Annotated in this window: 20 protein-coding genes; 8 read left to right on the forward strand and 12 right to left on the reverse strand. The window is 67.5% G+C overall.

All coding sequences use genetic code 11. The features are described from left to right. Positions 1-38: 38 nt before the first annotated feature. Positions 39-527, reverse strand: coding sequence for an Lrp/AsnC family transcriptional regulator (locus L6Q21_RS01225; protein ID WP_237828613.1), 489 nt, complete (start codon positions 525-527; stop codon positions 39-41). A gap of 104 nt (positions 528-631) precedes the next feature. Between L6Q21_RS01225 and L6Q21_RS01230 the strand changes: the two genes are divergently transcribed. Next, positions 632-1,591: a DMT family transporter gene (locus L6Q21_RS01230; RefSeq protein ID WP_237828615.1), complete on the forward strand. Its 960-nt coding sequence runs from the start codon at positions 632-634 to the stop codon at positions 1,589-1,591. Here the strand turns inward: L6Q21_RS01230 and pgeF are convergent. The 5 genes from pgeF to L6Q21_RS01255 are packed head-to-tail and all read right to left on the reverse strand — an operon-like array spanning position 1,575 to position 6,911. Continuing rightward, positions 1,575-2,330 (reverse strand): peptidoglycan editing factor PgeF, encoded by a 756-nt coding sequence (pgeF, locus tag L6Q21_RS01235; protein ID WP_237828616.1) that lies wholly within the window; start codon positions 2,328-2,330, stop codon positions 1,575-1,577. The two genes, L6Q21_RS01230 and pgeF, sit on opposite strands and share 17 nt — an antisense overlap. Then, on the reverse strand, positions 2,327-2,839 hold the full coding sequence (locus tag L6Q21_RS01240; protein ID WP_237828617.1) for a GNAT family N-acetyltransferase: 513 nt from the start codon (positions 2,837-2,839) through the stop codon (positions 2,327-2,329). The genes pgeF and L6Q21_RS01240 overlap by 4 nt, the downstream gene beginning before the upstream one ends. Continuing rightward, positions 2,836-4,563 (reverse strand): class I adenylate-forming enzyme family protein, encoded by a 1,728-nt coding sequence (locus L6Q21_RS01245; RefSeq protein ID WP_237828618.1) that lies wholly within the window; start codon positions 4,561-4,563, stop codon positions 2,836-2,838. The genes L6Q21_RS01240 and L6Q21_RS01245 overlap by 4 nt, the downstream gene beginning before the upstream one ends. 10 nt (positions 4,564-4,573) lie before the next feature. Next, complete coding sequence (locus L6Q21_RS01250; RefSeq protein ID WP_237828619.1) at positions 4,574-5,713, reverse strand: acyl-CoA dehydrogenase family protein; 1,140 nt, start codon at positions 5,711-5,713, stop codon at positions 4,574-4,576. 4 nt (positions 5,714-5,717) lie between these two features. Continuing rightward, positions 5,718-6,911, reverse strand: coding sequence for an acyl-CoA dehydrogenase family protein (locus L6Q21_RS01255; RefSeq protein ID WP_237828620.1), 1,194 nt, complete (start codon positions 6,909-6,911; stop codon positions 5,718-5,720). Positions 6,912-6,982: 71 nt separating this feature from the next. Between L6Q21_RS01255 and lgt the strand changes: the two genes are divergently transcribed. The 4 genes from lgt to L6Q21_RS01275 all read left to right on the forward strand — a co-directional run bounded on the left by lgt (position 6,983) and on the right by L6Q21_RS01275 (position 11,390). Then, positions 6,983-7,804: a prolipoprotein diacylglyceryl transferase gene (lgt, locus tag L6Q21_RS01260; protein ID WP_237828621.1), complete on the forward strand. Its 822-nt coding sequence runs from the start codon at positions 6,983-6,985 to the stop codon at positions 7,802-7,804. Beyond that, entirely contained in the window at positions 7,801-8,850 is a 1,050-nt protein-coding gene (locus L6Q21_RS01265) for a class I SAM-dependent methyltransferase (RefSeq protein WP_237828622.1), read from the forward strand. Before lgt ends, L6Q21_RS01265 begins: the two co-directional genes overlap by 4 nt. After that, on the forward strand, positions 8,847-10,646 hold the full coding sequence (locus L6Q21_RS01270; RefSeq protein ID WP_237828624.1) for an aminopeptidase P family protein: 1,800 nt from the start codon (positions 8,847-8,849) through the stop codon (positions 10,644-10,646). Before L6Q21_RS01265 ends, L6Q21_RS01270 begins: the two co-directional genes overlap by 4 nt. Before the next feature lie 78 nt (positions 10,647-10,724). Beyond that, positions 10,725-11,390, forward strand: a complete 666-nt coding sequence (locus tag L6Q21_RS01275; RefSeq protein WP_237828625.1) for a superoxide dismutase — start codon at positions 10,725-10,727, stop codon at positions 11,388-11,390. A 42-nt stretch (positions 11,391-11,432) separates the two neighbouring features. Here the strand turns inward: L6Q21_RS01275 and L6Q21_RS01280 are convergent, their stop codons facing one another. The 4 genes from L6Q21_RS01280 to L6Q21_RS01295 form a co-directional block, all read right to left on the reverse strand. After that, the gene (locus tag L6Q21_RS01280) at positions 11,433-12,104 is read right to left on the reverse strand and encodes a potassium channel family protein (protein WP_237828626.1); all 672 of its coding nucleotides are present in this window, start codon (positions 12,102-12,104) and stop codon (positions 11,433-11,435) included. Then, positions 12,094-13,464, reverse strand: coding sequence for a TrkH family potassium uptake protein (locus L6Q21_RS01285; RefSeq protein ID WP_237828627.1), 1,371 nt, complete (start codon positions 13,462-13,464; stop codon positions 12,094-12,096). The genes L6Q21_RS01280 and L6Q21_RS01285 overlap by 11 nt, the downstream gene beginning before the upstream one ends. Positions 13,465-13,559: 95 nt before the next feature. Continuing rightward, positions 13,560-14,159: an NAD(P)H:quinone oxidoreductase gene (gene wrbA, locus L6Q21_RS01290; RefSeq protein WP_237828628.1), complete on the reverse strand. Its 600-nt coding sequence runs from the start codon at positions 14,157-14,159 to the stop codon at positions 13,560-13,562. Between the two features lie 63 nt (positions 14,160-14,222). Beyond that, positions 14,223-14,921: a pirin family protein gene (locus L6Q21_RS01295; RefSeq protein WP_237828629.1), complete on the reverse strand. Its 699-nt coding sequence runs from the start codon at positions 14,919-14,921 to the stop codon at positions 14,223-14,225. A 94-nt stretch (positions 14,922-15,015) separates the two neighbouring features. Here L6Q21_RS01295 and L6Q21_RS01300 point away from each other — a divergent pair, with 94 nt between their 5' ends. Then, complete coding sequence (locus tag L6Q21_RS01300; RefSeq protein ID WP_237828935.1) at positions 15,016-15,960, forward strand: LysR family transcriptional regulator; 945 nt, start codon at positions 15,016-15,018, stop codon at positions 15,958-15,960. A 24-nt stretch (positions 15,961-15,984) separates the two neighbouring features. Here the strand turns inward: L6Q21_RS01300 and L6Q21_RS01305 are convergent, their stop codons facing one another. Then, a complete protein-coding gene (locus L6Q21_RS01305; RefSeq protein ID WP_237828630.1) occupies positions 15,985-17,277 on the reverse strand; it encodes an Hsp70 family protein in 1,293 nt (430 codons plus the stop codon). Between the two features lie 182 nt (positions 17,278-17,459). On the opposite strand from L6Q21_RS01305, the gene L6Q21_RS01310 reads away from it, so the two are divergent. Continuing rightward, positions 17,460-20,159, forward strand: a complete 2,700-nt coding sequence (locus L6Q21_RS01310; protein WP_237828632.1) for a cation-translocating P-type ATPase — start codon at positions 17,460-17,462, stop codon at positions 20,157-20,159. Next, positions 20,152-21,120, forward strand: a complete 969-nt coding sequence (locus L6Q21_RS01315; protein WP_237828634.1) for a calcium/sodium antiporter — start codon at positions 20,152-20,154, stop codon at positions 21,118-21,120. Before L6Q21_RS01310 ends, L6Q21_RS01315 begins: the two co-directional genes overlap by 8 nt. A 12-nt stretch (positions 21,121-21,132) precedes the next feature. Here the strand turns inward: L6Q21_RS01315 and L6Q21_RS01320 are convergent, their stop codons facing one another. Further along, on the reverse strand, positions 21,133-21,777 hold the full coding sequence (locus L6Q21_RS01320) for a GntR family transcriptional regulator (protein ID WP_237828635.1): 645 nt from the start codon (positions 21,775-21,777) through the stop codon (positions 21,133-21,135). Positions 21,778-21,805: the final 28 nt, after the last annotated feature.

A 21,805-nucleotide genomic window follows, 5' to 3' on the forward strand; every position in this document is an offset into this window, starting at 1 on the left:
TTTTGCTCTGGCAGCAGTGCATGCGGATTCCGCCACGTTCAGGGAATCGCCAGTTCCATTCCGGCCTTCACCCGGTCCAGCGCGATCAGCGAGCGGAAGCTGGCGACAAACGCATTCTCCGAGAACAGGCGCCGCGTCGTCGCTTCATAAACACGCATGTCGGGCGAGACAATCACCAGCACGAAGCTGGTGCCACCCGTGACATAATAGCATTGCTGTACTTCCGGCGCGGCCCGGAACAACGCCTTCGCCCGGTCCACCGTCGCCGTCCGCTCGTCGCTCAGATGCACCTCGACGATCGAGGTGATGCCGAGCGAGATCGCGTCCGGATCGACGAGGGCTGCGTTCCAGCGGATGATCCCCGCCTTTTCCATGGCGGCGATCCGGCGTTGCACCGCCGCCGTCGAAAGATGGACGGCCTCTGCGATCGCCCGTTGCGGCGTCTTGTTGTCGCGCTGAACGATGCGGAGAATCGCCCTGTCGAAGGAATCCAGCGTGCGGCTCGCGGCTTTGAGGGGGTTGGCCATGAAGCGAGTAATTGTTGCGTTTCAGGCCCTGATCAAGAGCGCATTTCCCACCTTATCGATGATATTTCTCACCCATTCGCAACCCAGTTCATGAAAGCATCGGCGTGGATCGAGGATCAGGCAGCGGCTCCACTCTGGCCGGCATCTTATATGGCGCCGGCGCCGGGGCGCTCTGGGGGCTGGTTTTCCTGGGGCCGGAACTGGCGCGCGGTTTCAGCCCGCTGGAACTGACGATCGGCCGCTACCTGCTGTTCGGGTTGATTTCCGCAATGCTGATCGCGCCGCGCTGGCGCAAGCTGGCGCCCGGGCTGGACCGGCAAGCCTGGATCGGGCTCACATGGCTCGCGGTCGCCGGCAACACCCTTTATTACATCCTCCTTTCCACCGCCGTGCAGAAGGGCGGCATCGCCATGACCTCGCTGGTGGTCGGCTTCGTGCCGATCGCCGTCACCATCGTCGGCAGCCGGGCCTTCGGCGCCGTGCCGCTGGGCAGGCTGGCGCCGTCGTTGCTGCTGTGCGCAGCCGGCGCCATCTGCATAGGCTGGCAGGCTATCGCGCTTCCAGCTTCCGGCTCGGTCGGCACGCAACTCGTTGGGCTCCTAGCCGCTATCGGCGCGCTGGTTTCCTGGACCGCCTATGCGGTGGGCAACAGCCGCTGGCTGGCGCGGCTGCGCCATATCTCCGCCCATGAATGGAATCTGCTGATCGGCCTGACGACCGGCGCGCAGTCGCTGCTGCTGATTCCACTCGCCCTTATGCTGGCCGAAGGCAGGCATGGCGCAGCCGACTGGGCGCGATTCGCCGCCGTCTCGATTGCCGTTTGTCTGGCGGGGTCGATATTCGGCAACGCCTTCTGGAATCGGATGAACCGCCTGCTGCCGCTGACGCTGGTAGGGCAGATGATCCTGTTCGAGACGCTGTTCGCGCTGATCTATGGCTTCCTCTGGGAAAACCGGCTGCCGACAGCTCTGGAAATGGCGGCCTTTGCCCTTCTGGTGCTAAGCTTGCTGTCCTGCATCGCCGCGCATCGCAAACCCGGCGCCCGCCTCAGCGAGGCAGGCTGATCAGGCTCAACTGGCGGCCATAATCCGCCTCTCCGGCAAGGGTCGTGCGGCGATAGCTGAAGAAGCGGGCGGACTCGGCCTTCGTGTCGACGCCAAGGCCTTCCGCGCGGGTGACTCCAGCCTCCGCCAGACGGAACAGGCAATAGCCTTCCAGATCGAAGAGAGCATGGCCCGCCCGGCCATCGGTGAAGAAGGCGCCATTTTCCACATTCGCGGCTTCGAAGCGCGCGCGGAAAGCCTCGTCCACCTCGTAGGAACGGCGGCCGATGCAGGGGCCGACGGCGGCGGCGATGCGGCCGCGGCAGGCCCCCAGCTTCTCCATCCGTTCGACGGTGGCGCCGATCACCCCGCCGAGCGCACCCTTCCAGCCCGCATGCGCGGCGGCGATGACGCCTGCCTGCCGATCCTCGAACAGAAGCGGGCCGCAGTCGGCCGTCAGCACGCCCAAAGCAAGGCCGGGCCGGTCGGTCACCAGCGCGTCGGCCTCCGGCCGGGCGTCGTCCGTCCAGTCGCCGGCCTCCACGGCGGTCGCGCTGTGCACCTGGCGCAGGCTCACCAGCCGCGCATCCGGCGAAACCACGGCAAGCGCCCGCGCCCGATTCTCCCGCACCAGCGCCGGATCGTCGGATGAGCCCAGCCCCACATTCAGGCTGTCGAACAGGCCGGTGGAAACACCGCCGGTGCGGCCTAGGAATCCATGCGGGAAGGTCAGGCCATGGGCGGTCAGGCGGGTGATCAAAGCGTCAGCCTCAGGATACGGTCGTCGTCGACGGTGGTGCCGACGACATAGGCGTATTTGCCCACTTCCTCGAAGCCATATTTCTCGTAGAAGCGCCGCGCCCGGTGGTTGTCCACCCAGACGGTCAGATAGAGTTCCTGATAGCCGCGCGCCCGCGCTTCGCCGATCGCCCAGTCCATCAGCGCCTGTGCCAGGCCAAGGCCCTTCGCCTCCTCGCGCAGGTAGAGCATCCGCAGCACCCACCAGCGCCTGTCCGTGTCGAGCGGCAGATCATATGGACCCAATGTGCAATAGCCCAGCAGCCGCCCATCGGCCGCCTCGCCCAGCATCACGGCATGGTCGGCGGCCGCGCATTCCGCCTCGAAACGCGGCACGCTGCACCCATCCAGAAATTCCGCCAGTTCGTGCGGGGGGTAGAGATGGGCGAAAGTTGCGGTGAAGCTCTCGCAGAAGAGAGCCCGCACCGCAGCCCCGTCCGCCGCGGTCGCGCGGCGGAGCGCGAAACTCATGCCGTCGTCCGGCCCAGATGCACGTCGCGGAACTGCTGGCGCAGCGACACCTTGTCGATCTTGCCCGAGCCGAGCTTGGGCAGCGGCTCGTCAAGCACCCACACGCGTGCCGGCACCTTGAAGGCGGCCAGTTCGCGGCTGACGAACTGGATCACCGCTTCACCCTCCAGCCGCTCGCCAGCCTTGGGATAGACGACGGCGCCGACGATCTCGCCCAGCCGGTCGTCCGGAAGCCCGAACACCGAAGCCTCGGCAACGGCGGGGTGGGCGTAGATGGCCGATTCCACCTCCACGGCGGAGACATTCTCGCCGCCGCGGATGATGATGTCCTTCTTGCGGTCGACGATGAAGAGATACTCATCCTCGTCCAGCCGGCCGAGGTCGCCCGAGCGGAACCAGCCGTCGGCGGTGAACGAGGCCGCCGTCGCCTCGGGCTTGTTCCAGTAACCCCTGACATTGCAGACCGAGCGGATGCAGACTTCGCCCACCTCGCCGGTGCCGAGTTGCTTCATGTCGTCGTCGAAAATGCCGATTTCCACCATGGGCTTCGTCGCGCGGCCGGTGGAATCGGGCTTCAGCCGGTAATTGTCGCGGATATTCCCGGCGCCGACGGCGTTGGTTTCGGTCAGCCCGTAGCCGATCGCCGGATTCTTGCCCGGAAACGCCTCCGCCAGACGCGCCACATGCTCGGGCGGGCGCGCCGCGCCGCCGGCGGCGATGTCGAGCAGGGTGGAGAGGTCGTATTTGTCCCGGTCGGGATGCTGCATCAGCTCGAGGCTCATCGTCGGCACGCCGACGAAATAGGTCGCCTTCTCCCTCTCGATCAGTTGCAGCGCCTCGCCCGCGTCCCAGCGATACATGATGACGAGCTTCCGCCCGATGGCGATCGACACCAGCAGGATCGGCACGAGGCCGGTGATGTGGAACAGCGGCAGGTTCAGCAGCATCACCTGCTGCGCCGGAAGCGCGACGCCCTGCGCCATCGCCAGCTGCAGCATGGCAAGGCCCTGCACCAGATAGTTGAGCGCGCCCGACACGATGGAGCGGTGGGTGGCGACCGCCCCCTTCGGCGCCCCGGTGGAGCCGGAGGTGTACATGATCGTCGCATCGTCTTCGGGGTAGATCGGCGGCAGGAACCAGGGCGTCTCCGGGCTGGCGGCGATCGCGTCCTCCAGCGTTTGCGCCCCCATCTGTTCGGCCACCTGGTGGCTGGTGCGAACGGCGACGGCCGTCAGGTTCAGCCCTTCGATTTCATGGATTCGGCGCAACCGCTCCTCGTCCGCGAACACCAGGCGCGTGCCGGAATCCTTCAGGCCATAGGCCAGCTCGTCCGGCCGCCACCAGGCGTTCATCGGCACGACGACGGCGCCCAGCATGGTCGCGCCGATGAAGATCGGCGCCCATTCCGGATAGTTGCGCATGGCGATGGCGATCCGGTCGCCCTTGGCTATGCCGTGCCGCGATTGCAGCATGGCCGCGATCCGCACCCCCTGCTTCTGCACATCGGCGAAGGTCAGCCGCTCGCCCTGATAGACGATGAACTCCTTGTCGGCGTTGGCGGTCAGGAAGAAGGCCAGATATTCGCGCAGCGATTGCGGCGCATGGTCGAACACGGGATATTCCACCCCGCGCACGGTCGCCTTGCCGACGCCAAGCTGGCCGCCCGGTGCGGTGATTGCGGCAGTTGCGGCGTCAATCGCCTTGTCGAGTTCGGTCAGCGCCATTTCTCTCCCCTCAATAGTTCAGCAGCCGGGCGACCCTGTCCGCCTGAAAGGCGGTGTCGCCGAAAGTCTCCTGCGCGGCCCTCGCCCGCTTCATGTAGAAGCCGATATCGAACTCGTCCGTCATACCGATGCCGCCATGCATCTGAACAGCCTCATTCGTCGCAAGCCTGCACACATCGCCGGCTTTCGCCTTGGCCAGCGCCACGAAGAAGGGCGCGCGCGCATCGCCCTCGTCCAGCGCCGTCAGCGCCTTCAAGGTGGCCGAACGGGCCAGCTCCATCTCGCAGAACAGATGCGCGGCGCGATGCTGCAGCGCCTGAAAGCTGCCGATCTTCACCCCGAACTGCTCCCGGTTCTTCAGATAGTCGACGGTCGCGTCGAAGCTCTGCCCGGAAACCCCCAGCATTTCCGCGGCAAGGCAGGCGCGCCCGACATCGAGCGCGGCTTCCAGCGTCGCGAAGCCCTCGCCGATTCCGCCGAGCACATCGGCGCCGTCCACCTGCACGCCCTCCAGCGCGATTTCGGCGGCGTTGCGGCTGTCCACCATCGCGCGGCGCTTCACCGAAACGCCGGCCGCTTTCGGATCGACAAGGAAGAGGGTGATCCCCGCAGGCGCCCCCTCCTCGCCACTGGTGCGGGCGGCGACGATCAGCCGGTCCGCCACATGCCCGTCCAGCACGAAGGGCTTGGCGCCGGTCAGACGGAAGCCGTTCCCCGAGCTTTCAGCCCGCGCCGCCACGAAATGCGGCTGGTGGCGCGGCTTTTCGTCGGCGGCGAGCGCCACGATAAGCTCGGCCGAGGCGATCTTCGGCAGCAAGGCCGCCTTCTGCTCGTCGGAGCCGGCCTTCGCGATCGCCGTCGCCGCCAGCACCGAGGCGGACAGGAAGGGCGAGAGCGACAGGTTGCGGCCGATCGCTTCCTGGATGAGGCCGGCGGCGACCATTCCCAGCCCGGCGCCGCCATATTGCTCGGGAATGGCGACTCCGGCGAAGCCCATTTCCGCCATCTTCGCCCACAGCCCCCGGTCGAAACCGTCAGGGTCGTGGCTGTCGCGCAGCTTGCGAAGCTGGCCGACGGGTGCGTGTTCGGCGAAGAAACCTTCGGCGGTTTCCTTCACCATGCGCTGCTCTTCGTTCAGGACAAGCACCATCGGATCAGGCCCCCGGCAAGCCAAGCACGCGCTTGGCGATGATGTTCAACTGCACTTCCGACGTTCCCCCCTCGATGGAATTGGCGCGGCTTCTCAGCCACTCCCGCGCCAGATCCCCCTCCTCCGGGCCTTCGCCTTCCCAGCTAAGGCCGTCGCTGCCCGAAATGCTCATCAGCAATTCGCGGCGCTGCTTGTTAAGCTCGGTGCCGGCATATTTCAGCATGGAGGAAAGCGCCCCCACGCCTTGCCCGGCCTTCGCCTCGTCCTTCACCCGCTCCATGGTGAGGGCGAAAGCGTAGGAGTCGATTTCGTGGCGCACGATGTCGGCCCGGAGCACGCCATCCTTCAGCCGCCCGTCGCGGCCGGTGCCGATCGATCTTTTGGCGATCTGGTGCATTGATTCGCGGCCGAGGGAGCCCATGTCGCCGATCATCTCCCGCTCGTGCGTCAGCAGATATTTGGCGATGTCCCAGCCCTTGCCGGCGGTGCCGACGAGATTTTCCTGCGGCACCCGCACATCGTCGAAGAAGGTCTGGCAGAAGGGCGAGTAGCCGGAGATCAGCTTGATCGGGCTGGTGGAGACGCCGGGGCTTTCCATGTCGAACAGCAGGAAGGAAATGCCCAGATGCTTGGGCGCCACCGGATCGGTGCGCACCAGGCAGAAGATCCAGTCCGCCTGGTCGGCGTAGCTCGTCCAGATCTTGCTGCCGTTCACCACATATTCGTCGCCGTCGGGCAAGGCGGAGGTGCGAAGCGAGGCGAGGTCCGACCCGGCGCCCGGCTCGGAATAGCCCTGGCACCAGCGGATCTCGCCACGGGCGATCTTCGGCAGATGCGCCTGCTTCTGCGCTTCATTGCCATATTTCAGCAGCGCCGGGCCGAGCATCCAGATGCCGAAGCTGGAAAGCGGCGGGCGCGCCTTCAGCCGCCGCATCTCCTGCGCCAGGATTCGCGCCTCGTCCTTCGAAAGCCCGCCGCCGCCATAGGCGCGCGGCCATTGCGGCACCGTCCAGCCGCGCGCCGCCATCCGCTCCAGCCAGAGCCTCTGCGCCTCGCTCTGGAACCGCCATTTCCGCCCGCCCCAGCAGATGTCGCCGTCGCCCTGCACCGGCTGGCGCATTTCTTCCGGGCAATTGGCCTCCAGCCAGGCACGCGTTTCGGCGCGGAAGGCCTGCAGTTCGGGCGTTTCGTCCATCATGTCCTCTCCACATCCATCCGGACGCAAGCAGCCGGTGGCGCTTCGCCTCTTCTGCCGATATGGAAAGCAGCATGGAGTTCTTCCACGCACCTGTTCAATGGGAGAGCCTCGGGCTCGACCCCGTCGCCCTCGAGATCGGCCCGCTCGCCCTGCGCTGGTACAGCCTTGCCTATATATTGGGCATATTGGCCGGCTGGTGGCTGCTGCTGAAGATGGTGAAGCGCGCCGGCAGCCCGATGACCGGCAAGCATGTGGACGACCTAGTGAGCTGGTGCACGCTGGGCGTGATCCTGGGCGGACGCATGGCCTATGTGATCTTCTACAACCCCGGCCAGTATCTGGAGGATCCGCTGGCGATCCTGAAGCTGTGGGAAGGCGGCATGGCCTTTCACGGCGGTCTTGCGGGCGTCATCCTCGCCATATTTCTCTACGCCCGGTCGAAGGGGCTCTCGGCGCTTCGAATTCTCGATTATGTCGCGGTCGTCACCCCGATCGGCCTGCTGCTGGGCCGCTTCGCCAATTTCGTGAACGGCGAACTGTGGGGCCGGCCGACGGACGGAAGCTGGGGCATCATCTTCCCGGACGCCGGCCCGGAACCGCGCCACCCCAGCCAGCTTTACGAAGCGGCGCTGGAAGGGGCGTTGCTGCTGCTCCTGCTGAACATCCTCTTCTGGTTCACCAGCGCCCGGATGAAGCCCGGCCTGCTGGGCGGCCTGTTCATCACCGGCTATGGGCTTTCGCGCTTCCTGATCGAATTCCTGCGCGAGCCGGACGTGCAACTGGGCGTGCTTCCGGTGGGGCTGACGATGGGGCAGATGCTGTCCCTGCCGATGATCTTCTTCGGCCTGTGGCTGCTGGCCACCTGCAACCGCCGCCAGCCCGTCATCGCGTGATCGCCCAGCTGGAGGACATGCTGCGGCAGCAGGGGCCGCTGCCGCTCGCCCGGGTGATGGCGCTGGCGGCGGAGCATTATTACGCCACGAAGGAACCGTTCGGCGCCTACGGCGATTTCGTGACCGCGCCGGAAATCTCGCAGATGTTCGGGGAGCTGATCGGCCTGTGGCTGGCGGACATCTGGCAGAGGGCCGAGGCGCCTTCGCCGGTGATCCTCGCCGAACTCGGGCCGGGGCGCGGAACGCTGATGCTGGACGCGCTGAGGGCCATCGGCCGCGCCGCGCCGGCTTTGCGCGAGGCGCTGCAATTGCATCTGGTGGAGAAAAGCCCGCGCCTGCGCGCTATCCAGGCCAACGCCCTGCCCGACGCCCGCTGGCACGACGATCTGTCGACGCTGCCGGTCGACGCGCCGCTGCTGCTGGTCGCGAACGAGTTTCTGGACGCCCTGCCGCTGACCCAGTTCGAGAAGCTGGAGGATGGCTGGGTGATGCGCCGGGTGGAATCCGGCCCCCGCTGGGACCGCTCGGTGGGCGCGAACCTGCATTTCATCCCTGCGGAACTGCGCGACGCGCGCATGGGCAGCGTGCATGAACGCAATTTCGGCTCGGAGCAGCTTGCCTCCGCCATCGCCAAGCGGCTGGCGGCGCAGGGTGGAGCGGCCCTCTTCATCGATTATGGCTATCAGGGGCCGGCGCTGGGCGACACCTTGCAGGCGATCAAGGGCGGCCAGTTCGCCGATCCGCTGGAAACACTGGGGGAGGCGGACCTTTCCGCCCATGTCGATTTCACCGCCATCGGCCGGGCGGTCGGCGGGCAGGCGCAGGTCTTCGGTCCGGCGGCGCAGGGGGTGTTTCTGGAAGCGCTCGGCCTTGGCGCCCGCGCGGAAGCGCTGAAAGGCCCGGCCAGCATCGAGCGGCGGGCGGAAGTGGAGGCGGCACGCGCGCGTCTCTCGTCGCCGGGCGCCATGGGCCGGCTGTTCCAGGCGCTGGCGATCGTCGCGCCCGGCTGGCCAGCGCCCGCCGGATTCCCTACATCGACGGCATGACCTTCCAGACCCGACTCACCCGCCTGCGCGAAGCCCTTTCCAACGCGAAGCTGGACGGCTTCATCATCCCGCTGACCGACGAGCATATGTCGGAATATGTCGGCGCCTATGCCCGGCGGCTGGAATGGCTGACGGGCTTCCAGGGCAGCGCCGGATCGGCGGTGGTGCTGGCGGACAGAGCGGCGATCTTCGTCGACGGGCGCTACACCGTGCAGGTGCGGGCGCAGGTGGATGGCGCGCTCTATGAGTATCGCTCGGTCCCGGCCGAGCCGCCGCATCTGTGGATCGCCGAGCAGGCGGGCGAAGGCGCGCGCATCGGCTACGACCCGTGGCTCACCACCCGCGCCTTCCTGCGCACGGCCGAAGCCGCTCTGGCGCCAAAGGGCATCGCGCTGGTGCCGGTGGCCAGCAACCCCGTGGACGGCATCTGGGACGATCAACCCGCCCCCTCCACTGCACCGGCCGAAGCGCTGGGCGACGAATTCACCGGCCGCCCTTCGGCCGACAAGCGCCGGGCGATCGCCGCCGAACTGAAGAAGGCAGGCGCCGACGCGGTGCTGCTGTCCGCGCTCGATTCCATCGCCTGGCTGTTCAACATCCGTGGCACGGACATTTCCCGCACCCCGGTGGTGCGCGCCTTCGCGATCCTGCGCGCGGACGGCAGCGCCACCCTCTACACCGATCCGGTGAAGATCCCGGCGGAGGTGAAGGCGCATCTGGGGCCGGACGTCGCGATCGAACCCTATGACGCCTTCGGACCGGCGCTGGAGCGACTGGAAGGCACGGTGATGCTGGACCCGGCCTGGTCGGTGGCGGCGATCTTCGAGGCATTAGGTCGTGGGAAGGCGCGCGTCGTCGAGGCGCGGGACCCGACCACATTGCCGAAGGCCGCCAAGAATCCGACCGAGCTTGCCGGCATGCGCGCCGCGCATGTCCGCGACGGGGCGGCCATCTCCCGCTTCCTGCACAGCCTGGACACCGCGCCGCCGGCGGACGAACTCGACGCCTCCGACCGGCTGGAGGCCTTCCGCCGCGAATCGAATCTGCTGAAGGACCTCTCGTTCGACAGCATCTCGGCCATCGGCCCGAATGCGGCGCTGCCCCATTACCATTCGGAACCGGCCACCAACCGCGCCTTCGCTGGCGAGCAGATCTATTTGATCGATTCCGGCGGCCAGTATCCGGACGGCACCACCGACATCACCCGCACCGTCGCCATCGGCACCCCGACCGCCGAAATGCAGGACCGCTACACCCGCGTTCTGAAGGGGCATATCGCGCTCGCCACCGCGCGCTTCCCCAAGGGCACGCGCGGCGGCCAGCTCGACATATTGGCGCGGCAGTTCCTCTGGGCCGCTGGCCTCGACTACGCCCATGGCACCGGCCATGGTGTCGGCCATTATCTGAGCGTGCACGAAGGGCCGCAGCGGATCGCCGCCGCCGTCGGCGCCCCGGGCGTGGAGGAAGTGCTGCTGCCCGGCATGCTGCTGTCGAACGAGCCTGGCTATTACAAGGTCGGCGAATATGGAATCCGCATCGAGAATCTGGTGATCGTGCGGGAAGACCCGCGCCCCGGAGATCTGGAGCCGATGCTGGCCTTCGAGACCATCACGCTGGCCCCGATCGACAAGCGGCTGGTGGAGCCGGCGCTGATGACCGAAGCCGAGATAGAGTGGTTCGACCAGTACCACGCCCGCGTGCGCGAGGCGCTGCAGCCGCTCCTGTCCGGCGCGGCGAAGGAGTGGCTGCTGGACGCCACGGCGCCGCTGCTGCAATCCGCCCAGGCTGCCGCCTGAGGCGGGAAGCTTCGCCGCCTTTCGCGGTTGCCATGCGGTTGTCACCCCCCTGTCACCCCGGCGTGGCAAGGATGGAACATGCCTGCGAAATTCACCCTTCCGCCGCTGCCGTTCGATCCCGAGGCGCTCGCCCCAGCCATTTCGTCGGCAACCTTCGCCCAGCACCATGCCGGCCATCACCAGGCCTATGTGGACAAGCTGAACATTCTGGCGGAAGAGGAAGGGCTGGATGACGCGAGCCTCGTGGAGATCATCCGCGAACGCGCCGACGCCGACCCGGAAGAGGTGTCCGAGCTCATTTCGGCGGGCGAGCTGTTCGTGCACGCCGCGCAGCATTTCAACCACAGCTTCTACTGGAAGAGCCTGAGCCCGAACGGCGGCGAGCCGACCGGCGAGCTTCTGAAGGCGATCGAAAAGACCTTCGGCTCCTTCGAAGAGCTGAAGGCGGAAATGGTGAAGCAGGGCCTCGACCATTTCGCCAGCGGCTGGCTGTGGCTGGTCGCCGACGACGATGAGCTGGAGCTGATCTCCACCCATGACGCCCAGACGCCGCTGATCGAGGAGGACATGAAGCCGCTCCTCGTCGTCGATCTCTGGGAACATGCCTATTATCTCGACCACCAGCGGGCGCGGAAAGCCTATCTGGAAGCCGTGGTCGGCAAGCATTTGAACTGGGAATTCGCCGCCGAGGCCTTCGCCGCCGACGATGTCGATGAACTGGAACTGGGCATCGACAACGGCTAAGCCGATCCGCCGCAGAAAGGAAGAAGGCGCCCTTTCCCGGCTTCAGCAGAGCGCCGCGAACTTCTCCACCGCGTCCGTCGGGCCGGAAATGATCAGCAGGTCCGACATGTAGATGACCATGTCGGGCGCGGCCTGGAGGAAGGCCTCGCGCGGGCGCTTAACACCCACCACGCCGACACCATGGCTCGCCTGCACATTGGTTTCCGCCAGCGTCTTCCCGGCCATGAAAGTGGGCGCGCGCGTCTTCACGATGGCGAAATCGTCGTCGAAGGCGATGAAATCCATCATCTTGCCGGTGACGAGATGCGCCACTCGCTCGCCCATCTCGGCTTCGGGATAGACGACATGCGTCGCCCCCACCCGCTCCAGGATGCGGCCGTGGTTGGCGTTCACCGCCTTCGCCCAGATGTCGCGGCAGCCGCATTCCAGCAGCGCCACCACCGTCAGCACGCTCGATTCGATGTCGGAACCGATCCCCACCACGGCATGCGCCATTTCGCCGGCGCCCAGCTTGCGCAAGGTGGCGGTGCTGGTGGTGTCGGCCTGCACCACATGCGTCAGCTCTTCGGACAAGGCCTGCACCATGTCCATATTCTCGTCCACGCCCAGCACTTCATGGCCGAGCTGCGTCAGCGAGCGGGCGACCGAGGTGCCGAAGCGGCCAAGGCCGATCACCATCACCGGCGGGGCGCCGTTCTTCCTGTCAGCCGACAATGGGTCTCTCCTCGGGATAGCGGAACGGGGTGCTCTTCACGCGAAGGGCAAGGGCGGTGGCCAGCGACACGGTGCCGACGCGGCCGACGAACATCAGCACGATCAGCACGACCTGCCCGGCCGGCGGCATGCTGGCGGTAAGGCCGGTGGACAGGCCTACCGTCGCAAAGGCGGAAATCGCCTCGAACATGATCTTCTCCACCGGGGCCTCGACGATATTGGTGAGGATCAGCAGCCCCAGCGAAACCACGCCCACCGCCGTCAGCACCACGGCCAGCGCCTGCCGCTGCACATCGGGCGAAATGCGGCGGCGGAAGGCGACGGAATCCGGCCGGGCGCGAATCTCGCTCCACACCACGAAGCCCAGCAGCAGGAAGGTGGTGATGCGGATGCCGCCGGCGGTGGAAGCGCTGCCGCCGCCGATCAGCATCAGCGCCGAGGAGATGAGCGTGGTATCCACCCCCATCGAGGCCGGGTCGTGGATGGAAAAGCCGCCCGAACGGGTCATCACCGAATGGAAGAGCGCCCCCAGCAGCTTGCCGCCGACGCCTTCGCCGCCCAGCGTTGCCGGATTGGCCCATTCGAACAGCAGCACCGCCAGAAGGCCGAACAGCGTCAGTCCGACGGAGCCCCAAAGCGTTAGCTTGGTGTGGATCGACCAGCGCTCGGGCCGACGCCATTCCAGCCGCAACTCGTGCAGCACCGGGAAGCCGATGCCTCCCAGCATCACCCCGATCATCAGCGGCAGAAGCAAGAGGAAATCGCCGCGGTGCGGCACAAGGCCCTCGGGAAGAGTCGAGAAGCCGGTGTTCATGAAGGCCGAGCAGGCGTGGAACAGGCCGTGCCACAAAGCCTCGCCCGCCGGCATCCCCCAGGACCAGAAGCGCAGCCCCAGCCAGAGCGTCAGCACCGCCTCCGTCGCCAGCGTGGAAATCACCACCAGCCGCAGCACATGCTGCACATCGCCCAGATCGAGGCTGCGCATTTCCGCCGAGGCCATCAGCCGCCCGCGCAACGGCATCCGCCGGGTGACCAGAAGGCCCAGCAGGGTCGCCCCGGTCATGATCCCAAGGCCGCCTGCCTGCAACAGCAGCAGGATCACCAGATGCCCGAAGGGCGACCAGTAGGAAGCGATGTCGACGGGCGTGAGGCCCGTCACGCAGAGCGCCGAAGTCGCCGTGAACAGGGCCGTCAGCAGCGGCGCGCCTTCCGTGCCGCTCAGTCCGCCGGAGCGGGCAAGCGGCAGCATCAGAAGCAGCGTTCCGGCCGCTATCCCCGCAAGGAAGGCCAGCGGCACGACACGCTCGGGATGGCCGATGCGGCGCCTCCCCACCTGTCCCCGCCGCTGCGTCCGATTCAAATGCCCCCCAGGTCCTTGCCGGTTCGCGCCATTCTAGCGCGCGGCGGGGGTAAGGTGCAACGCGCGGCACAGGCGTGCCGCGCGTTGCCGCAAGATCAGGCGATCAGTTTCGTCGCCACTTCGGCGGCGTGGCGGCCCAGGAAGCGCGCGCCTTCCAGTTCGGTGGCGGAAGGCTGGCGGGAACCGTCGCCGTTGGCGATCGTCGTCGCGCCATAGGGTGCGCCGCCCGTCACTTCGTCGTTCCGCATCTGCCCCTGGAAGCTGTAGGGCAGGCCGGTCAGCACCATGCCATGGTGCATCAGCGTGGTGAGGATCGAGAAGAGCGTGGTTTCCTGCCCGCCATGCTGGGTGGCGGTGGAGGTAAAGGCCGCGCCCACCTTGCCGATCAGCTTGCCCTGGAACCAGATGCCGCCGGTCTGATCCCAGAAGTTCGCCATCTGGCTCGCCACGCGGCCGAAGCGGGTGGGGGCGCCGACGAGGATGGCGTCATAGCCTTCCAGCTCGTCGACGGTGGCGATCGGCGCCTTCTGGTCCAGCTTGAAGTGGCTGGCCTTGGCGACTTCGTCCGGCACCAGTTCCGGCACCCGCTTCACCACGGCTTCGGCCCCGGCGGCGCGGGCGCCCTCGGCAACGGCTTCCGCCATCGTCTCCAGATGGCCGTAAGAGGAATAATAGAGCACCAGAACCTTGGTCATTCAGCTTCTCCTGTTTGCAAACATGAAAAAGGGGCCGTGCCAGCCGGCACGGCCCCAGGGGGTTCATTTCTGTGCGTCGACGAAGACCAGCTCGCTGTCCTCCAGCGCCTCGATCCGAAGATCGGCGACGTCGCGGATGGCGACACCGTCGCGCGCCTTCGCCTCCACGCCGTTCACCTTGAAGCGCCCTTCGGCGGCCACAAGATAGCCGACGCGGCCTTCCTCCAGTCGATAATGGGTGGAGGTGCCCGCCTTCAGCGTGGCGCCCAGCACCTTCGCCGGCGTCTGGATCGGCAGCGCGCCCTCATCGCCCAGCCCGCTGGCGAGCGGCACGAACTGCCCGGCGCGGTCGCCCTTGGGAAAAGGCCGTGCGCCCCAGGCGGGCTTCGCGTTCAGCGTTTCGGGCAGGATCCAGATCTGGAAGATCCGGGTTTCCTCATCCTCCAGATTATATTCCGCATGGCGCACCCCGGTGCCGGCCGACATCACCTGCACATCGCCCGCTTCCGTGCGGCCGCGATTGCCCATGCTGTCTTCATGGGTGATCGCGCCCGAGCGGACATAGGTGATGATTTCCATGTCGCGGTGCGGATGCGGCGGAAAGCCGGATTGCGCGGCTATGCGGTCGTCGTTCCAGACGCGGATGGCGCCCCAGCCCATGCGGGCGGGATCATGGTAATCGGCGAAGCTGAAATGGTGGTGCGCGTCCAGCCAGCCATGGTTGGCGGCGCCCAGCGTTTCAAAGGGACGGACTTCGATCATCTCTTCTCTCCTGCCGGAGCTATCGAACGCCTCTTCATTTAGCTCGCCGAACCGGATAGAAAAGAGCAACGATGGAAAGGAATCCTTGCAGAAAATGAATGTTCCGGATTTCGAGGCCTGGGATCTGTTCGTGGCCGTGGCCGAGGCCGGCAGCTTCGCCGGCGCCGCCCGTTCGCGCGGGCTTTCCGTGCCGACCGTGTCGCGCGCCATAGCCCGGCTGGAGGCGCGGCTGGGCGGCGCGCTGTTCCACCGCACCTCGCGGCGGCTTTCCCTGTCGGCACTGGGCGAGGACGCGCTGGGCGAGGCGCAGGCGCTGGTGCTGGCCGCCAGCCGCATGGAGGAACGGCTGGGTGAAGCCACCACCCTGCCCGCCGGCCGCGTGCGGCTGGCCGTGCCGCTGGAATTCGGCAGCGCCCATATCGCGCCGCTGCTGCCGCCGTTTCTGGCGGCGCATCCGAATGTGGAGATCGAGCTGAGCCTGGATGACGCGCGAATCGACATCGTCGCCTCCGGCCATGACGTGGTGCTGCGAATCGGCCAGCTTGCCGATTCCAGCCTGATCGCCCGCCGCTTGTGCCAGGTGGAGGTGCTGGCCGTTGCCAGCCCCGGCTATCTTGCCGCCCACGGCCGCCCGAAACACCCGGCCGATCTCGCCCGCCACCAATGCCTGATCTACACCAACGTCACCCCGCCGGATGTGTGGCGCTTCGTCGGCCCGGAAGGGGCGGAATATAGCGTGACCGTATCCGGCCCGCTGCGCGCCAACAGCGGCGGCGCCCTGACACCGGCGCTGGTGGCGGGCGCCGGAATCGCCATCCACCCCGATTTCCTCCTGTGCAGCGAACTGGCGAGCGGCCGTGTGGAAACCTTGCTGCCGGGCTGGCGGCTGGCGCCGCTCGGCCTCTACATGATCACCCCGCCCAGCCCGCTGCGCCCCTTGCGTGTGCGGCTGCTGATGGAGCATCTGGCGGCCGGCCTGCGCAATCCGCCCTGGCGAAACGCCGAAACCATGGAGCAGCCGAAGCTCGTGGCCGGCTGACCCCTCGCCTCGAAAGCCTGTTTCTCAGGCCGCCCAGGCGGCAATGTCGTCCTGCTCGCCGATCAGCGCCAGCCCGTGCGCGATGGAGGTCAATTCGCCGCCGGTCGCGATCCGATCCTCGCCGAAGCGCTCCCGGAACAGCCGGGCGACCCGGGGCACCAGCGAGGAGCCACCCGTCAGGAACACGCGATCGATCCGGTCCGCCGGCAGCCCGGCCGCCGCCAGCGCCCGGTCGACCGCCGCTTCGATCTGCCGGATGTCGGGGGCGATCCAGCCTTCGAACTCGAAGCGGGAAACCTCCGCTTCGATTCTCAGCCCGGCGCCGCTGAAACGGAAGCGGGCCTCCTCGGCCGAGGAAAGCGCCCGCTTCACCTGCCCCACCGCCTCGTGCAGCGGGAAGCCCTGCTCCTCGTCGATTACCGCCATCATCCGGCCGATCGCTTCCGGGTCGACCGCCGTCCGCCGCAGGGCTTCCAGTTCCGCCATGGTGCGGCGGTTGCGCATCAGCGCCAGCCGCGACCAGTCGGCGAAGTCGGTGAAATAGCCGGACGGGATGTCCAGCAGCTTGTCGAACGAGCGATATTGCCCGCCCTTGCCCAGCAGCGGCAGCACCAGATGCTCGACGATCCGCGCGTCGAAGCGGTCGCCCGCGACTCCCACGCCCGCATGGCCCAGCGGCACGCAGCGGCGCGCGGCGCCGGGGGCGTCGATCCGCACGACGGAGAAGTCGCTGGTGCCGCCGCCGAAGTCGGCGACAAGGATCGTCGCCGGATCCTCGACCCGTGAGGCGAAGCTGAAAGCCGCGCCCAGCGGTTCGTAGACATAGTGCACCTCGCCGCCCAGAGCCGCGAACATCGCGTCATAACGCTGGCGCGCCAAAGCCTCGTTCGGCCGGAATCCGGCATAGACCACCGGCCGCCCCACGATCACCCGCCCCGCGCCCGCCAGCGCGCCACCCGCGCGCGCCGCCATCTTTTCCAGGAAGATGCGCCCGAGATCCTCGAAGCGGAAACGGCGTTCGAAGATGGTGGCATGTTCGAAACCGGCGTTGGCCGCGACCGACTTGAAGGATTGCAGGAAGCGGCTGCCCTGCGGATAGCCGAGATACTCGGCGATCGCCCATGGCCCGGCCTCCGCGGCGATGCCGCCGCGCACATTTTCCTCCTCCCAGAAACAGAGCGCCGACCGGAAAGCCGCCCCGGGGCCGTCCGGCGCCTGGATCTCCAGCAGGGTGGATATCCCGCCGCGCGCGACGGCGGCCACCGAATTGGTGGTTCCGAAATCGAGCCCGAGGGCGAGTGGGTCGGAAGCGGACATGGGCGCCGGCTGCTACACAGTTGCCGTCCGCAGTGCAAAGCCTTGCTTTCGCCATCCGGCCCATGGCTGGAAAAAACACCTCTCTTGATCGAGCGCATTTTATCCTGGCGAATCCCGTCTAGGATTTTCGAAAGGCGCCAAACGCCGTCCGCAAGGGCGCGGCCACTGAGGAAGGAGACCGCATGTCCGAGCCGGCCAGACTGGAAAACAGCCATTGGCACGCTCTTCGCGACAACGAACTGGGCAAAGCCCTCGAAACCGGAACGGACGGGCTTTCAGGCACGCAGGCTGAGGCGCGGCTGGGCCGTTTCGGGCCGAATGCCCTGCCGCCGGCCAAGCGGCGAAGCGCCCTGCTGCGCTTCCTCGCGCAGTTCCACAACACCCTCATCTATGTGTTGCTGGCGGGCGCGCTCGCCGCCGCTTTCCTCGACCATGTGATCGACGCCGCCGTCATCCTGGCCGTCGTGCTCGTGAATGCGGTGATCGGCTATATACAGGAAGGCAAGGCGGAGCAGGCGCTGGACGCCATCCAGCAGATGATCGCCCCACGGGCGAGCGTGGTGCGCGATGGCATGCGGCAGACGGTTGCCGTCAGCGACATCGTGCCCGGCGACCTGGTGCTGATCGAAGCGGGGGACCGGGTGCCGGCCGACCTCCGCCTGCTGCACGCCCGCCGGCTGCTGATCGACGAGGCGCTGCTGACCGGCGAATCCGTCGCCGCCGAAAAGGCCGAATCGGTCCTCCCCGAAGCCACGCCGCTTGCCGAGCGGCGGAACATGGCCTTTTCCGGCACGCTGGTGGTGGCCGGGCAGGCGAGCGGCCTTGCGGTCGCGACCGGGCTCCACTCCCAGATCGGGCAGATCAGCTCGCTGCTGCAGTCCGTGGAGCGGATGGAAACGCCGCTGCTCCGGCAGATCGACCGTTTCGCCCAGCGCTTCACCTCCTTCGTGCTGGCCGGCGGCCTCCTGCTGTTCGCCTTCGCGGTGATGGCGCGGGACTATGACTGGATCGACGCGCTGATCGCCGTGGTGGCGCTGGCCGTGGGCATCGTGCCCGAGGGGCTGCCCGCCGTCATCACCATCACGCTGGCGATCGGGGTCCGGCGAATGGCGGCGCGCAATGTCGTGATCCGCAAGCTCCCCGCCGTCGAGACGCTGGGCGCGACATCCGTCATCTGCACCGACAAGACGGGCACGCTGACGCGCAACGAGATGATGGCGAAACGCATCGTCACCGCCGGCCATTGCCTTGCCGTTTCCGGCGCGGGCTATGCGCCGGAGGGGCGGATCGAACTGCCGGACAGCGGGGCGGAGGCGGCCCTGCAAGAGGCGACGCCGCTGGTGCGCTGCGGGCTGCTCTGCAACGATGCGACGCTGAGGCCCAACGGCGCGGACTGGCAGGTGGAGGGCGACCCGATGGAGGGCGCGCTCTATGCGCTCGCCATGAAGGCCGGGCTGGACCCGGCCGCGGAGCGGACGGACTGGGAGCGGATCGACGAGATTCCCTTCGACGCCGCGCACCGCTTCATGGCGACGCTGCACCGCGGCCCGGGCGATGCGCCATGGGTGTTCGTGAAGGGCGCGCCCGAAGCGCTGTTCGCCATGGCCGATCTCGCCGACCCCGGTCCGTGGGAGGAGGCGATCGCCACCGCCGGCGCGGCGGGGGAGCGCGTGCTGGCCTTCGGCGCCAAGCCACTGCCGCCGGGGGTCGAGCGCCTGTCGTTCGAACATGTGCTGGGCGGCGTGCAATTGCTGGGGCTGATCGGCTTCATCGATCCGCCGCGCGCCGAGGCCAAAGCCGCCATCGCCGAGTGCCGGACGGCCGGAATCGGCGTGAAGATGATCACCGGAGACCATGCGGCCACCGCCCTCGCCATCGCCCGCCAGCTGGAACTGGCGGACGAGCCCAGGGTGCTGACGGGAACCGATCTGGACCGGCTTTCCGACGACGAGCTGCGGGGGAGCGTCGGCGAGGTTTCCGTCTTCGCCCGCACCAGCCCGGAGCACAAGCTGCGCATCGTCCGCGCCTTGCAGGCGAACGACCGGATCGTCGCCATGACCGGCGACGGCGTCAACGACGCGCCTTCGCTGAAGCAGGCCGATGTCGGCGTGGCGATGGGGATAAAGGGCACGGAAGCCTCGAAGGAAGCGGCCTCCATCGTGCTGCTGGACGATAATTTCGCCTCCATCGTCCGCGCCATCCGCGAGGGGCGGACGGTCTATGACAATATCCGCAAAGTGATTTCCTGGGAGATCCCGACCAACGGCGGCGAGACGCTGGCCGTCGTGCTGGCGATCCTGGTGGGCTTCGCCCTGCCGATGACGGCGACGCAGATCCTGTGGGTCAATCTGGTTCTGGCGGCGACGCTGGGGCTGGTGCTGGCCTTCGAGCCGACCGAGCCGAACGCCATGCGCCGCCGGCCCCGTGCCAAATCGGACGGGCTTCTGTCCCCCTTCCTGCTGTGGCGGGTGATATTGGTGTCGATCCTGTTCACCATCGCCACGCTCGGCATCTTCTTCCACACGCTGGGGCAGGGGCGCGATCTGGCGGAAGCGCGGACGATGGTCGTCAACATGTTCATCGTCGCCGAGATTTTCTACCTGTTCAACGTCCGCTTCCTGCACATGACGTCGTTCACATGGCGGGGCGCCATGGGGACGCCCGCCGTGCTGCTGGCGATCGCCGTGCTGCTGGTGGCGCAGGCCCTCTTCACCTATGCCCCTTTCATGAACCGCCTGTTCGACAGCCGCCCGCTGGCCTTTGCCGACCTGGCCCTGCTGGTGGCGATCGGCTTCGCGCTGATGCTGTTGCTGGAAGGGGAAAAGCTGCTGATGCGCCGGCTGGGCTGGTTCAGGGAATTGAACGAAGACGCCGATGGGTGAAGCCATGCTGTGGATCGGCGTCGGGCTGGTGGCGCTGGTCTCGGGGGCGGAACTGCTGGTGCGCGGCGGCTCGGCGCTGGCGGCGCGGCTGGGCATCTCGCCGCTGCTGATCGGGCTGACGGTGGTGGCGATCGGCACCAGCACGCCGGAACTGGCGGTGGGGATAGATGCGGCGCTGCAAGGCGACGGGGCGCTGGCGGTCGGCAACATTGCCGGCACCAACACGGTCAACATCCTGCTCATCCTCGGAATGAGCGCCGCCCTGCGGCCGCTCGCCATCCGCATGCAGACATTGCGGCTGGAACTGCCGGTGATCGTCATCGCCTCGGCGGCGATGCTGGCCTTCGCATGGGACGGGCGGCTGATGCGCGGCGAAGGCCTGGCGCTGATCCTGATGGGGGTCGGCTTCACCTTCGCGGTGATTCGCGTCGCCCGCCGGGAATCGCTGGCGGTGGCGGAGGAGTTCGCCCGCGAATATGGCCGCGCCCGGCTGATGAACCGCCAGGCGGCGGCCGAGATCCTGATGCTGACGGCGGGCATCGCCATCATCGTCGCCGGGGCCGGCTGGCTGGTGGACGGGGCGGTGGCGCTGGCGCGGCTCTGGCATGTCTCCGAAGCCTTCATCGGCCTCACCATCGTCGCCATCGGCACCTCCGCGCCGGAACTCGTCACCACCATCATCTCGACGATGCGCGGCGACCGCGACATCGCCATCGGCAATCTGATCGGCAGCAGCGCCTACAATATCCTGCTGATCCTGGGGGTGATCTGCCTGGTGCCGGCGGACGGGGTGGAAGTCAGCCGGCAGCTTGTGCGGGTGGACATACCGGTGATGCTGGCGGTGGCGCTCGCCTGCGTTCCGGTGTTCGTCAGCGGCCGGCAGGTGTCGCGGCTGGAAGGCGGCCTGTTCGTCTCGGCCTACGCCGTCTATCTCGCCTATCTGATCGCCGCCCACGCCTGAGGGCGGCCGCCCTCAGGCGTCCGGCTGCTCGCGGAGATCGTCGAGCGTTGCCTGTATGTGGTGCGCCAGCAGCCGCTCCACCGCCGGGGCATCGCCGGCGATCCAGGCCTCCAGCATTTCCCAATGCTCCTGATGCGCCCGCGTCCCGCGCCCGGCCGGCTGAAGATGGGCGACCACATAGCGCTCGGCGAGGATCGAAAGCCGCTCGACGAGCTGCGTCGTCAGCGCCCGCTCTCCTGGGCGGACGAGGGCGGTGTGGAACTGCCGGTTGCGGACGGCGACATCGGCCGGATTCTCCCCCGCTGCCGTATCCAGCGCCTCGAACGCCGCACGGGCGGCCTCATGATCGGCGGCCGTGGCGCGCAGCGCGGCCCGGGCGGCGGCGGCCGGCTCGATCGCCAGCCTGAGCTCGAAGATCTCGTCCCGCCGGGCGGCCGACATCGGCTTCACGAAATAGCCCCGGTTAGCGAGGCTGGTCAGCAGCCCCTCCTGCTCCAGCCGGGCAAGCGCCTCGCGCACGGGAATCTTGCTCACGCCCAGTTGCGCCGCCAGCGCGTCCTGCCGGATGGGCGCTTCGGTTCCCAATTGCCCGGTCACGATGCGTTCGCGCACGATGTCGAACACATGCTCCGAAAGCGTGCGGACGACGATGCTCATGGCCGGCCCTCCGGGTGGCGAGGTCCGC

Origin of the sequence: Sandaracinobacteroides sayramensis (assembly GCF_022014495.1) — a bacterium.
In the GTDB taxonomy this organism is placed as follows: Bacteria; Pseudomonadota; Alphaproteobacteria; order Sphingomonadales; family Sphingomonadaceae; genus Sandaracinobacteroides; species Sandaracinobacteroides sayramense.

What these genes read in the sequence shown, in the direction of transcription:
- L6Q21_RS01245 (WP_237828618.1), bottom strand. Translation starts at nt 4,563, where the DNA reads ATGGCGCTGACCGAACTCGACAAGGCGATTGACGCCGCAACTGCCGCA.
- L6Q21_RS01255 (WP_237828620.1), bottom strand. Translation starts at nt 6,911, where the DNA reads ATGATGGACGAAACGCCCGAACTGCAGGCCTTCCGCGCCGAAACGCGT.
- L6Q21_RS01305 (WP_237828630.1), bottom strand. Translation starts at nt 17,277, where the DNA reads ATGTCCGCTTCCGACCCACTCGCCCTCGGGCTCGATTTCGGAACCACC.
- lgt (WP_237828621.1), top strand. Translation starts at nt 6,983, where the DNA reads ATGGAGTTCTTCCACGCACCTGTTCAATGGGAGAGCCTCGGGCTCGAC.
- L6Q21_RS01225 (WP_237828613.1), bottom strand. Translation starts at nt 527, where the DNA reads ATGGCCAACCCCCTCAAAGCCGCGAGCCGCACGCTGGATTCCTTCGAC.
- L6Q21_RS01250 (WP_237828619.1), bottom strand. Translation starts at nt 5,713, where the DNA reads ATGGTGCTTGTCCTGAACGAAGAGCAGCGCATGGTGAAGGAAACCGCC.
- L6Q21_RS01240 (WP_237828617.1), bottom strand. Translation starts at nt 2,839, where the DNA reads ATGAGTTTCGCGCTCCGCCGCGCGACCGCGGCGGACGGGGCTGCGGTG.
- L6Q21_RS01295 (WP_237828629.1), bottom strand. Translation starts at nt 14,921, where the DNA reads ATGATCGAAGTCCGTCCCTTTGAAACGCTGGGCGCCGCCAACCATGGC.
- wrbA (WP_237828628.1), bottom strand. Translation starts at nt 14,159, where the DNA reads ATGACCAAGGTTCTGGTGCTCTATTATTCCTCTTACGGCCATCTGGAG.
- L6Q21_RS01270 (WP_237828624.1), top strand. Translation starts at nt 8,847, where the DNA reads ATGACCTTCCAGACCCGACTCACCCGCCTGCGCGAAGCCCTTTCCAAC.
- L6Q21_RS01275 (WP_237828625.1), top strand. Translation starts at nt 10,725, where the DNA reads ATGCCTGCGAAATTCACCCTTCCGCCGCTGCCGTTCGATCCCGAGGCG.
- L6Q21_RS01315 (WP_237828634.1), top strand. Translation starts at nt 20,152, where the DNA reads ATGGGTGAAGCCATGCTGTGGATCGGCGTCGGGCTGGTGGCGCTGGTC.
- L6Q21_RS01300 (WP_237828935.1), top strand. Translation starts at nt 15,016, where the DNA reads ATGAATGTTCCGGATTTCGAGGCCTGGGATCTGTTCGTGGCCGTGGCC.
- L6Q21_RS01310 (WP_237828632.1), top strand. Translation starts at nt 17,460, where the DNA reads ATGTCCGAGCCGGCCAGACTGGAAAACAGCCATTGGCACGCTCTTCGC.
- L6Q21_RS01320 (WP_237828635.1), bottom strand. Translation starts at nt 21,777, where the DNA reads ATGAGCATCGTCGTCCGCACGCTTTCGGAGCATGTGTTCGACATCGTG.